The sequence below is a fragment of the Streptococcus caballi DSM 19004 genome (genome assembly GCF_000379985.1).
GTDB lineage: Bacteria > Bacillota > Bacilli > Lactobacillales > Streptococcaceae > Streptococcus > Streptococcus caballi.
In genome coordinates this window covers 49,792-62,292 of record NZ_KB904123.1, presented here as the reverse complement: position 1 = coordinate 62,292, position 12,501 = coordinate 49,792, and the positions used below count along the sequence as shown (strand labels likewise).

Annotated in this window: 12 protein-coding genes and 1 other RNA gene; 3 read left to right on the top strand and 10 right to left on the bottom strand. The window is 39.1% G+C overall.

Translation table 11 applies throughout. The features are described 5' to 3' along the window. The 4 genes from A3GS_RS12585 to A3GS_RS0111155 all read right to left on the bottom strand — a co-directional run. A partial coding sequence (locus tag A3GS_RS12585) for a transposase (protein ID WP_026216394.1) occupies positions 1-102 on the bottom strand: 102 nt, incomplete at its 3' end. A 252-nt stretch (positions 103-354) separates the two neighbouring features. Continuing rightward, positions 355-669 carry a DNA-directed RNA polymerase subunit omega gene (rpoZ, locus tag A3GS_RS0111170; protein ID WP_018365478.1) on the bottom strand — a complete coding sequence of 105 codons (315 nt, stop codon included), beginning with the start codon at positions 667-669 and terminating at the stop codon, positions 355-357. A gap of 26 nt (positions 670-695) precedes the next feature. Next, entirely contained in the window at positions 696-1,310 is a 615-nt protein-coding gene (gene gmk / locus A3GS_RS0111165) for a guanylate kinase (protein ID WP_018365477.1), read from the bottom strand. A gap of 468 nt (positions 1,311-1,778) precedes the next feature. Beyond that, positions 1,779-3,386: a ribonuclease Y gene (locus A3GS_RS0111155; RefSeq protein WP_018365475.1), complete on the bottom strand. Its 1,608-nt coding sequence runs from the start codon at positions 3,384-3,386 to the stop codon at positions 1,779-1,781. Between the two features lie 160 nt (positions 3,387-3,546). On the opposite strand from A3GS_RS0111155, the gene A3GS_RS0111150 reads away from it, so the two are divergent. After that, positions 3,547-4,029 (top strand): S-ribosylhomocysteine lyase, encoded by a 483-nt coding sequence (locus A3GS_RS0111150; protein WP_018365474.1) that lies wholly within the window; start codon positions 3,547-3,549, stop codon positions 4,027-4,029. Between the two features lie 50 nt (positions 4,030-4,079). On the opposite strand, the gene A3GS_RS0111145 is transcribed toward A3GS_RS0111150, so the two are convergent. From A3GS_RS0111145 to A3GS_RS0111130, 5 genes are all read right to left on the bottom strand, one after another. Beyond that, the gene (locus A3GS_RS0111145) at positions 4,080-5,597 is read right to left on the bottom strand and encodes a cell division site-positioning protein MapZ family protein (RefSeq protein WP_018365473.1); all 1,518 of its coding nucleotides are present in this window, start codon (positions 5,595-5,597) and stop codon (positions 4,080-4,082) included. An 18-nt stretch (positions 5,598-5,615) separates the two neighbouring features. Further along, complete coding sequence (locus A3GS_RS0111140) at positions 5,616-6,770, bottom strand: THUMP domain-containing class I SAM-dependent RNA methyltransferase (protein WP_018365472.1); 1,155 nt, start codon at positions 6,768-6,770, stop codon at positions 5,616-5,618. An 88-nt stretch (positions 6,771-6,858) separates the two neighbouring features. Further along, positions 6,859-7,223, bottom strand: an RNA gene (gene rnpB / locus A3GS_RS12580) — RNase P RNA component class B. A gap of 18 nt (positions 7,224-7,241) precedes the next feature. Continuing rightward, on the bottom strand, positions 7,242-7,577 hold the full coding sequence (gpsB, locus tag A3GS_RS0111135; protein ID WP_018365471.1) for a cell division regulator GpsB: 336 nt from the start codon (positions 7,575-7,577) through the stop codon (positions 7,242-7,244). Positions 7,578-7,690: 113 nt separating this feature from the next. Further along, positions 7,691-8,209 carry an SLOG family protein gene (locus A3GS_RS0111130; RefSeq protein ID WP_018365470.1) on the bottom strand — a complete coding sequence of 173 codons (519 nt, stop codon included), beginning with the start codon at positions 8,207-8,209 and terminating at the stop codon, positions 7,691-7,693. A gap of 78 nt (positions 8,210-8,287) precedes the next feature. On the opposite strand from A3GS_RS0111130, the gene recU reads away from it, so the two are divergent. Beyond that, positions 8,288-8,887 carry a Holliday junction resolvase RecU gene (recU, locus tag A3GS_RS0111125; RefSeq protein WP_018365469.1) on the top strand — a complete coding sequence of 200 codons (600 nt, stop codon included), beginning with the start codon at positions 8,288-8,290 and terminating at the stop codon, positions 8,885-8,887. Positions 8,888-8,894: 7 nt separating this feature from the next. Continuing rightward, on the top strand, positions 8,895-11,063 hold the full coding sequence (gene pbp1a / locus A3GS_RS0111120) for a penicillin-binding protein PBP1A (protein ID WP_018365468.1): 2,169 nt from the start codon (positions 8,895-8,897) through the stop codon (positions 11,061-11,063). 88 nt (positions 11,064-11,151) lie between these two features. On the opposite strand, the gene pepC is transcribed toward pbp1a, so the two are convergent. Next, positions 11,152-12,486, bottom strand: a complete 1,335-nt coding sequence (pepC, locus tag A3GS_RS0111115) for an aminopeptidase C (protein ID WP_018365467.1) — start codon at positions 12,484-12,486, stop codon at positions 11,152-11,154. Between the last annotated feature and the right edge of the window lie 15 nt (positions 12,487-12,501).

Below are 12,501 nucleotides of genomic sequence, written 5' to 3'. Positions count from 1 at the left end.
ATATTGATTATAGATTACTTTTCGTCTATACTTAGGGGTAAACACAATGTGGTATTTACACATCCACTTTGTGTGAGATAAACTATGTGCCTTTTGTGCCATATTTTGCTCCTTTCGCTTTACATTAGGCTTGAACACCTTTATTGTATCGCGTTTGGAGTTTTTTTGGTATAACCAGCGATGCGCACCCGCATAGCGGGTGGTTTATTTGTTTCGCACCTGCGGAGCGAAACGGACTGAAAGTCACATAATTTAAGCTGAGATTCTTCAATCTCAGCTTTAGTCTTTTTAATGATCTACCTTATTTAAGTCAATCGTAACTGAATGGACTAGTTCCACTTTCTAAGCTAAAACTTAGATTTTTTCACCATCCTCTTTTTCTTTGGCGATTTGTTCTTTGATTCTGCGTTCTTCTTCCTCCTTAGCTAAGCGCTCTGCTTCAAGTTTAGCACGAACAGCAGCACGCTTAGCTTCTGGGTCTGGGTGGATAACAACATTACCAGACTCGATTTCTTCCAAAGCTTGCAAAGTTGGTTTTACAGAATAAAATTCTTGAGTTGGCTTAGCACCTGCTTCTAGTTCATGAGCACGCTTGGCTTGAAGGATACAAAGTGAATATTTTGATGGGACTTTGTCCAATAAAGTATCAATAGAAGGTTTTAACATCATAAGCTTATTTCTCTTTTCTAGTCTATTTAGATATCTTTAATCATGTCATTGTAACGGCCAATTACGCGTTCCACGCGGAAATGCTCTGCTTCAATGATTTTTTTAACGCGCTCAGCAGCAAGTGATACTTGATCATTAACCACTGCATAGTCATACTCACGCATGAGGGCAATTTCTTCCTTGGCACGTTCAATACGTTGAGCGATGACTTCTGCACTGTCAGTGCCTCTTCCAACCAAACGGTCTTTCAATTCGTCCAAGTCTGGCGGTGTCAGAAAAATAAAGACACCGTCTGGTACTTTTTTCTTAACTTGTAGAGCACCTTGTACTTCAATTTCAAGAAAGACATCAACACCCTTATCCAAGGTCTCATTGACATAAGTCAAAGGCGTACCATAATAATTGCCAACGTATTCAGCATACTCTAGCATCTGACCATTCTTAATGAGTGCCTCAAATTCTTCACGTGTTCTGAAAAAATAATCAACACCATCCACTTCACCAGGGCGTTGTGGTCGAGTTGTCATCGAAACAGAATATTCGAATTTATGGTCAGGGGTTGAAAAAATTTCCTGTCTCACAGTTCCTTTTCCTACACCAGATGGGCCAGAAAATACGATTAACAAACCACGTTCAGACATGCCATTCTCCTTAAAGTTTCTCTTACTAAGTTTAACAAAAATCATGTTAATTTTCAAGAAAATTTCTATACTCTTGTGTTTAGAAGCAAAAAGTAGATAACAGACTTTGTAGCTCCCTACCTGCTACCTTTTATTTCTCTCAGTATTGTCTATTGCGAAAAAACTTACACTTCCATCTGAATAAAGAGATGGATAAAAATCGGCCATCATCAAAAAACAAGGCGGACATAAACCGACTATTGACCAATACTCATCATAGCCTGCACCTCCTTCTCTTTAGGAACTTCAATCACACGGAAATATATCAGGCAGAAAGCCAATGAAATCTGAAGTCGACCCTATAAAAAGATTCAACAAACCATAAATGATGGTAGCTACACTCTTCTGGTCATGCTCCATCATCAATTTTGTCTCCTATGATTCAGCTATCATTGTAAAACAAAAGAAGCCCCTTGACTTCTTTTGTCTTTATTTAGCATAATCAATGGCACGCATTTCACGGATAACGGTAACCTTGATATTTCCTGGATAATCCAGATTATTTTCGATTTTCTCACGAACTTTGTGAGCCAAAACCGTTACTTGATCATCTGAAATCTTGTTTGGTTGAACCATGATGCGGATTTCACGACCTGCCTGAAGAGCATAGGCCTGTTGGATGCCATCAAAGCTTGTAGCAATTTCTTCCAAATCACGCAAGCGTTTAATATAATTTTCCATGGACTCGTTACGAGCACCTGGGCGGGCTGAACTAAGGGCGTCAGCCGCTGCAACAAGGACAGCGATGACACTTTCAGGCTCAACATCGCCGTGGTGACTGGCAATGGCATTGACAACCACTGGATTTTCCTTGTATTTACGGGCAAACTCAGTACCAATTTCAACGTGACTACCTTCAACCTCACGGTCAATGGCTTTCCCCATATCGTGTAGGAAACCAGCACGGCGAGCAAGTGCAACATTTTCACCAAGTTCACCAGCTAAAATACCTGCTAACTTACCAACTTCAACAGAATGGCGTAGCACATTTTGCCCATAAGATGTGCGGAACTGCAAACGTCCCATAATCTTAATCAAGTCTGGGTGGAGGTTCGGTGCACCAATCTCAAAAGCTGCCGCCTCACCATATTCGCGGATGCGATTATCCATCTCAAGACGATTCTTCTCAACTAATTCTTCTATACGAGCTGGATGGATACGACCGTCCGCAATTAAGGCTTCCAAAGTCATACGAGCAATCTCACGACGAATAGGATCAAAACCAGACAGAACAACAACTTCCGGTGTATCATCAATGATGACATCAATCCCTGTCAGACTTTCCAAAGTGCGAATGTTACGCCCTTCACGACCAATAATTCGACCTTTCATACTATCATCAGGCAAATGAACAGTAGTAATGGTTTGTTCTGTTACATATTCTCCAGCCATGCGCTGCATAGCCTGAGCTAAAATATTTTTAGCTATTTTATTGGATTTGTCTTTGATTTCACGTTCAGCATCTTTGATGCGGCTTGCGATTTCATGCGTCAGCTTATTTTCCGTGTCTGTTAAAATAATCTCACGCGCTTCTGCAATCGTCATCATGGCAACTTTTTCAAGCTCAACCTGTTTTTGCGTCTCCAAATCTTGGACTTGTTTTTCACGCTCATCAATATGTCTAGATTTATCGGTTAGACTTTGTTCTTTACTATCTAGCGATTTTTCTTTACTAGATAAATTTTCATCCTTGCGGTCAAGAGTTGAAGCGCGCTCAGTTAAGCGTGCCTCCATCTGCTTAATCTCTTGTCTCTCAGACTTAAATTCTTTTTCAATCTCTTCTCGATATTTTCTAGCCTCTTCTTTTGCTTCTAAAAGTAATTCCTTACGGTGGGCCTTACTTTCACGCTCAGCTGTTTTTCTAATGTCATCAGCCTCTACTTCGGCCTTTCCACGCAAATTAACAGCATCTTGCTCAGCATTTAGAAGAGTCAGTTCTGCAGCTTCTTTTGCTGACTTCAGTCTAGCAGAAATAACTACATAACCAATTATCAAACCGATGAGTGCACAAACAATCGCTAAAATAAGATTTAACATTATTTATACCTCAACATTTTAATTAGATTTCATCATTGAAAACCATATTTTAGTTTATCATAAAATATGGTTTTTCACAATTTAAAATGACAAGCCTTTTCTCTATTTTTATGTTATCATGATTCTAAATAGAATTATAAAAATCAAAAAGGAGTATCTCATGTCTAAAGAGGTTATTGTTGAAAGTTTCGAGCTTGATCACACAGCTGTTAAGGCACCTTACGTTCGTCTAATTTCAGAAGAATCTGGTCCAAAAGGCGATGTTATCACTAATTTTGATATTCGTTTAGTCCAGCCTAATGAAGACTCCATTCCGACTGCCGGGCTGCATACCATTGAGCATCTGCTTGCCAAACTCATTCGCGAGCGCATTGATGGCATGATTGACTGCTCACCATTTGGATGCCGTACTGGATTTCACATGATTATGTGGGGGCAACCAAGCGCAAATGATATTGCCAAGGTCATCAAATCAAGTTTGGAAGAAATTGCCACGGTTACATCTTGGGAAGATGTCCCAGGTACAACCATTGAATCCTGTGGTAATTACAAGGATCACAGCCTCTTTTCAGCCAAAGAATGGGCTAAGCTCATTTTGGAAAAGGGTATCTCTGACGACCCATTCCAGCGTCACCTCGTTTAAAATAAAGACAGAAAAGAACCTCAGTTTTCTTAAACTGAAGTTCTTTTTTCTTAATAATCCAAAGCATCTGAGTTGCCAGAAGCATTCCCGACAAAATAACCTGTTTTACAGTTGATTGAGAATAAATAAGTACCATCAGGCTTGAACATGTTGTAATAACCATTACCATTAATAATATTAACACGTTCAAGAATAAAATTATTTCCTGTGATGTAGCCACGCGCTTGAGAAGTTGCAATGATTTTTTCAAGCACACCTGAATTAAACGTCCAAGCAGCATTCCCAGCATCTGCAATAGCAGAATCGTTGTAAGGAACACGGCTGCGGTCACGCTGAAGAATAGCTGGATCATAATTTGATAAGCCATAGCCACTAGCACCAGCAATGCTGCCTATTGTCGTGCCATTTGTAGTAGCTGCTTGGGCAGGCGCAGTCTCAGACTGATTTGCAGCTTCCTGAGCTGGTGCCACTGTTGTTTGATTAGAATCTGTAGATGAAGTTGCCGCACTCCTTGCTGACAACTGCTTACGACCGTCAGAAATGACATCTTGCAAAACAGCATCTAAATTAGCATTTCCGGTATTCAAGGTCTGACTTGATAAATCATCAAAATTAGCAGAGGATTTAACTGTAGCAGAAGTTTTAGCACCATCAACAACTGCTGCAGAATCAAACTTACTGTTAACCGCCTGAATAGCATCAATTTGACGTTTGAGACCATCATATTTTTCTTTAGCGGATTTATAGTAAGTTGTTTTTTCTAGCTTTTTCAGAAGCGTTTCAAGTTCTGGTAGCTTAGATAGTTCACTATTCTTGATTTTAGTTTTATTGGCATCTGTAAAAAAGGTCGCATACTTGTCATCAAAGGCTTTCTTGTCTGCTTTAGTTTGCTTTTGCTCCGATGAACTACTTGCTTTACTAACTTTTTTAGAAGAGGAACTTGACGATGCTACTGCTTTGTTATTGTTCTTATTCAGACGATTTAAACCATAAGCTGATCCAAAAATCACAAATAACAGGGCAAATAAAACACCTAATATCAAACCTTTTCTTTTATAAAAAGGAATTTTTTCATTCTTTTGGGCATCTTCTAGGTAATCAGGAACAGGTCTTTCAGTTTCGGAATGCTTCTCTTGAACTGATTCAACTTGTTCTTCTTGTTCTTCAAACTGCGGCTTAGCAGGAGAGTCTGATTCTGGAGAAGGCACCAACTCAGTTTGAACTGTTTTAGTTTCCTCTACTTTTTCTTCAACAGTAGGATTCTTTACCTGAAAATTATCTTCAATCAGACCTGACTTGGATAACTCATCACGCTGTTTTTTGATGAAATCATCCAAGGCTGCTGTATCTAGATTATCAAAATCCGTTTTCTTGGATTCAAATTTTTGTGAAACCACTTCTGAGCGGTGCTGCTTGATATATTTATCAAGTACACTGTCTTCTTCTGTGACCCCCGCCTTAATTTCCGAATCCTTACGGACAGCCTCACCGACTGTCATATTTTTAGCATCTTTGAAATCAAGGACATCTTCATTTTCTTGAATTTGATCCTTTTTATCCTCTGCCACTCACATCACCTCTTATTCTTAACTTAAATTGCGTTTCACACGTTGGCCGTAATATTGATACAAATCAACCCTCAAAGTCCCATTGTACAATTTTCGCTTTTTATCAGCTTGGCTACCGTATTTTTTTTCAAAATTTTCGTCACTTGTCAAGATAAACTTACTCCATGTTTTTAAAGGAGCAAAGGTTTGTCCCATTTCATTATACAAGATATCAACAGCTTTGTCATCAAGCATGCGTTCGCCATAAGGTGGGTTAGAAATGATAACTCCGTTGATTTTATCGGTTTTCAAGTCCTGCAGACGCATTTGTTTCAATTTGATAACATCTGAAAGACCCGCTTCCGCAGCATTTTTCTTTGCAATTTCAACCATACGACCATCAATGTCAAATCCTGAAATATCTAACTCAATATCATAATTAGCCTGATTTTCAGCTTCATCACGTACACGCTGAACTAACTCTTTGTCTACCCAAGGCCAAGCCTCAAAGGCAAAATCACGATTGAATCCTGGTGCAATGTTCATACCAATCATTGCAGCTTCAATACAAAAGGTTCCCGAGCCACAAGTTGGGTCTATGAAAGGCTTATCAGGAAACCAATTGGACAATTCAATAATGGCCGCTGCCATATTTTCCTTTATAGGAGCTCCACCTTTTTCTGTACGGTAACCACGCTTAAAAAGACTGGCCCCGGTTGTATCAATCATGATTGTTGCTTTATCCTTTAGAATAGAGACCTCAATTTTAAACTCAGCTCCAGTTTCCTGAAGGGGTACTCCCTCAGGTCTGTGAAAATATTTTTGCAATTTTTTGGCAACAGCCTTCTTGGAAATTGCTTGAACACTTGGCTCATTATGCAATTTGGATTTGACACACTTGGCCTTTGAAATTGGAAATTTTGCTCCCAGTGGTAAATAATTTTCCCAATCTAAAGTAAAGACTCCTTGAAATAATTCTTCAAAGGTTCGTGCAGGGAATTCTCCCACAACAATCTTGACACGATCTGCCGCACGCAGCCATAAATTAGTTCTAGCAATGACTTCAACGCTTCCGTCAAAGAATACCTTTCCGTTAGCGATTTGACAATTTATTCCAAGATTGCGAATTTCTTTTCCGACAACGGCTTCTAGACCAGCCGCCACGGTTGCTACCAATTTGAACTTCTCTTTCATTTCAATATTATCCTCTATTGTTGTGTTTTTTATCTAAAATGAGTAATATAAAAGCTAGCAAAAGCTAGCTATAAACCTATATGCAATTTTCTATAAGCCATGTTTTGTTCCAGAAGCAACTAGGCATTGCTTCCTTCGATAATCATCTGTCTACTGTTTCCAGTCAGGATAGACCGTTCGTTTCCAGCTATCCCATGCCCCTACCAAAGTTTGGGTTGCTAGCTTGAGGGGTTTACCGCGTTCCACTTTCCAGGTTTCCCCAGAAACTACGTCACTGTGGCACTTTCAGAGTTAGTTTGACTTATCCTAAGACTTAGCCATTTTACTCGCCGTAAGGCATCGTTGCCTCCCTAGGCTTATTCATTCACCTAGCACAAACACTACCGGCATCACAGCCAGTGCTAGCATGGACTTTCCTCATAGTATTTAAATACTACGCGATTATCCAAAAATTGCACGTTATTAACTTAACTATTCTACAATCTGCTTGCCAAAAACTTCTTTTTCCAAACGGCTGATACGTTTTAAAATATCAAAATTAGTTGCTGACTGAGCAACATGTCCCATGTCAGGAACTGGTGTTACAGGAATTCGCTCTTGAGAAGAGCTAGCCTTTACCTTTGTAGCTAATTCATCTCTTAATCGTTCATTTTCTTCACGTAAAATTTTGATTTGTGAAATATAAGACTCATAGTCTTTAATGACTTCATCAAGAAATTCGTCTACTTCTCTCTTATCATAGCCACGCATAGCTATCTTAAAATCCTGTTCAAAAATGTCTTTAGGACTGTAAATTATACCTGCCATTCTATTCCCTCACACTTATCAATTCTTTATTAATAGCTTGCACTATCACACCTTATGATACATAAAAAAAAGAGAAAAATCAAGTATTAAACTTTTAAAGACGCTAGGCAAAATTAAAGTTCATCAGCGATGTCATTCAAGCGTTCAAAAGTTAGAAAAGTAATATCATAGTTAGGCTCGTCTCGCATTTGCTTGAGGAGATACTTTAAATTCGTTTCATGCTCTTGATCGTAAAAGATGTAAGCGCCGTCTGTGTTACTAATCAAAAAATGATTATAGCTTCGAAATTGGTTCGGATTTTCGTAGGTAGGGTAGCTGTACTTGACAAAGTCTACACTTTTAAATTTTTCTAATTTAATTTGATTAGCTTCATTCCAATTCTGACCCTGATTTTCAAATATAAAAATACTTGCTATTTGAAAATCATATTCTAACTGAAGCTCTTTAGCAACCTCTAGCGCCCAGTATTCAAAGCCTAGATTTCCTGTAAATATCAGCCAGTCAACACCTTCTTCCAAAAATCGAACAAGGTCGCTTTTGATTGCCTTTTTGATAATTTTCAGGCGCTCATCCTTATCTTGAAAAATTCCCAATTCAAAACTTTTGTAGCCTGAAATTAGAATTGATGACATATTTTGTTATCCTTTCCAAAAATATGTTATAATAGTAGTGCTTTATGTTATCATTAAGTGTATGACGTTAGGAGAACTATGGTTAACTACCCTCATAATCTTATTCAAAAAAAAGCAATACCTCCTCAAAAGGGGAACAGCGTTAATTTTGCCAATCGGGGGATGTCCTTTGAGTCGGCCATCAATGCTAGTAACGATTACTATTTGTCACGTAACATTGCGGTCATTCATAAGAAGCCTACCCCCATTCAAATCGTCAAGGTAGATTACCCCAGACGAAGCCGAGCTAAGATTGTAGAAGCTTATTTTAGACATGCTTCTACAACTGACTACTCGGGTGTCTATAAAGGACACTATATCGATTTTGAAGCAAAAGAAACGCGGCAAAAAACAGCTATGCCTATGAAAAATTTTCATGCCCATCAAATTGAGCACATGGCAAATGTTTTAAAGCAAGATGGTATTTGCTTTGTCTTACTTCACTTCTCGACACTTAAGGAAACCTATTTGCTTCCTGCCAATTACCTGATTGATTTTTACCACATTGATCATGGTGGTAAGTCAATGCCTCTTGATTATATCAAAAAAAATGGGTATTGGGTGGAAAGAGGGGTACGCCCTCAAATTCCTTATTTAAATGTTATTGAAGAAATTTTTTTAGGCGGTGATCACAATTAAACTTAATATGAAAAACAAAACAGTCCTTAAAGTTTTGAAGTATGGGTTAGCCACCATATTAGGGCTTATTATTTTAGCTATTGTCTCAGGTGGGTTACTCTTCACCTACTATGTAAGTAGCACACCGAAATTATCAGAGAGCAAGCTTAAATCAACCAATTCTAGTCTTATTTATGACAGTAATAATAGCCTTGTCGCTGATTTAGGCTCCGAAAAACGTGAAAGCGTTGTGGCAGATAATATTCCTCTTAATCTGGTAAATGCGATTACCTCAATCGAAGACAAACGTTTCTTCAAACACAGAGGCGTCGATATTTACCGTATCATGGGAGCAGCTTGGCATAACATGATGAGTAGTTCAACTCAAGGTGGATCTACTCTGGATCAACAGCTTATCAAGCTTGCTTATTTTTCAACTAAAGAATCTGACCAGACTCTTAAGCGCAAGGCTCAGGAAGTTTGGCTGGCACTTCAGATGGAGCGAAAATACACCAAGCAGGAAATTCTTACTTTCTACATTAACAAAGTTTATATGGGAAATGGGAATTACGGTATGCTCACTGCAGCTAAGTCCTACTATGGGAAGAACCTGAAAGATTTATCCATTGCGCAGTTGGCTCTTTTAGCTGGTATTCCTCAGGCTCCGACTCAGTATGATCCTTATCAAAATCCTGACGCCGCTCAGGAAAGACGTAATACCGTTCTTCAGCAAATGTATTCTGAAAAAAATATCACAAAAGCTGAATACGATGCTGCTGTTGCGACCCCTGTCAGTGATGGACTACAAGAGCTTCAAGAAACAAGTAGTTACCCTAAATATATGGATAACTACTTGAAACAAGTCATTGAGGAAGTTTCTTCAAAAACCGGTAAAGATATTTTCTCATCTGGTTTAAAAGTTTATACAAATATCAATACAGAAGCACAAAAGCAGCTTTACGATATTTATAATTCAGACACATACATCTATTACCCTAGTGCTGATTTTCAAGTTGCTTCTACTGTCATTGATGTGACAAACGGACACGTTATTGCTCAACTTGGTGGACGAAATCAAGATACTAACGTTTCATTTGGTACTAACCAAGCCGTTTTAACTGATCGTGACTGGGGTTCTACCATGAAGCCTATTTCAGCTTACGCTCCAGCTATTGAAAGTGGTGCCTACACCTCTACTTCTCAGTCAACAAATGACTCAGTCTACTATTGGCCAGGAACAAGAACTCAGCTCTACGACTGGGATCGAAGGTATAATGGATGGATGACCATTCAAACCGCTATTCAGCAATCTCGTAATGTTCCTGCAGTTCGTGCTCTAGAAGCCGCTGGGCTTGATACTGCTAAAAGCTTCCTAAACGGCCTCGGTATTGACTATCCTGAAATGCATTATTCAAATGCTATTTCAAGTAATACAAGTAGTAGCGACCAAAAATATGGTGCAAGTAGTGAAAAGATGGCTGCTGCCTATGCTAGTTTTGCCAATGGTGGTACCTATTATAAACCACAATACGTGAACAAGATTGAGTTTAGCGATGGTACTACAGAGAGTTACGATCCTAAAGGTACCAAGGCGATGAAAGAAACTACAGCTTACATGATGACAGATATGCTAAAAACAGTTCTCACCTATGGTACAGGTACCAAGGCAGCAATTTCTGGCGTAGTCCAAGCAGGTAAGACTGGTACTTCAAACTATACTGATGACGAATTGACACAAATTGGCGCTGATACTGGTCTCTATACTGATTATGTTGGAACAATGGCACCAGATGAAAACTTCGTTGGCTATACAACAAAGTACGCTATGGCAGTCTGGACCGGCTACAAGAATCGTTTGACACCTATCTACGGTGATGGATTAGATGTAGCTGCAGAAGTCTACAGGTCAATGATGTCCTACCTAACTGGTGGTTATAGTGAAGATTGGCAAGCTCCTAGTGGGGTTTACCGTAGTGGAGGTTATCTTTATTTAAGTGGTACAACTACCAATGGCTATTATTCATCAAGCGTATATAATAACCTTTATAACACATACTCAACTTCTTCTAGTCAAGAAAATGATGAAAAGGCTGATGATACAGATGGAACAGAAGCGAACTCTAGTCAAGCATCATCCACTGATACTACTTCAACAAGTTCCAGCCAATCCTCTGAATCAGAAAGTTCAAGCAACTAACCTCTAAAAATCCTCGAATGAAAATTCATTCGAGGATTTTATCTTGATAGAAATAGCCAGATATCCACGAGGATAGACTGGCTATTTTTTATTTTGCCAAAGCTCCCATTGGATCCCATGGTGCAAGAACTTGTGGCTCTGCTTCATAGGCTGCCAACTCTTCTGCTGTCAAGAATTCTTTACGAATAACGATTTGGTAAGTATATTCGTCCATCCAAGCATCTGAAGCAACAAAGTAACCTTTTTGACCAACTTTATCACCCCAAGAATTTTCAACTTTCCATTTGACTGGATTACCTTGATCATCCAAATCAACCCCTGTCAAGACCATGGCATGCGTCATAAGGCTTTCGCTATAATCCAAACGACCAGCTTTATCTTGAGTCAACTGAATGTCCATCGCTGAACCGAAATCGTAAGTGTTTGTTGCAAGGATACCTTTTTGACGGTCAGAAACTTGACCAACATCAGAACCAAACCAAACAGTTTCACCTTGTTTCATTTGGGCGATAGCCAATTCCTTGAAACGTTTCATATCAAGGTTGATGTAACGCACAGCGCGGCTACCAACCACATTACCAAGCATATCAACAGTGTAAGATTTTCCATAAGGCTTATCATCCGTAGGCGCGTTAATAACTGAAACATAGTCAGATAATTTCAAACCAACGTATTTTTCATAGAAAGCTTGCGGTGTGATCTCTTTCTCAGCTTGGTAGTTGTTGTCTTTATCACGGTAAGCGAAGTCAAAGCTGCGCGGTGGCAAACCAAGGTTCATAGCAAGGAAGTTAAAAACTTCTTGAAGAAGCTCTTCTTTTTTATTTTGAACAGTTGCTCTATCTGCTCCTCCTGCAATGAGCTCGCGCAAAATCTGAGCATCTTGCCGCAAAAGTTTATTGAGGTATTGATTGAGTTCACGACTAGCGCTCGAAGAAATAGATTCTGGGTAAACAGATTTTGGCACGACACCATATTTTTCAAAAAGAGCCACGACCATATCCCACTGTCCGCCATCTTGTTGAGGGATATCTAAAAGGAATTTAACCTTACGGCTACCCAGTTCTTGATTAGCAGTCGCAATCACTTGTTCCAAGAACCAGTTTGATTTTTCATATTTGTCCCAGAAGAAGGTGTGAGCTTGCGATAACTCGAAGTTCTCCAATTTGAATTCTGAAATCAATTTGTGACGAAAAGTATTGAGAGCCGCAAACATCCAGCAACGACCTGACGCTTTTTGGTTAGCTACTTCATCCTTAGTCAAATCAATTGAGAAAACATAGTCGTTTTCCACTTCACTTTGACGTGTTTCTAAGGATTTAAGCAAGCCATTATGAGTTACAGCATTTTCAACAGCACGGAATTTAGCATTGGCTTCATAATCCATAAATAGTTTGTCTGTAAATGTCTGTGTTAATTCTGACATATAAACCTCCATTCT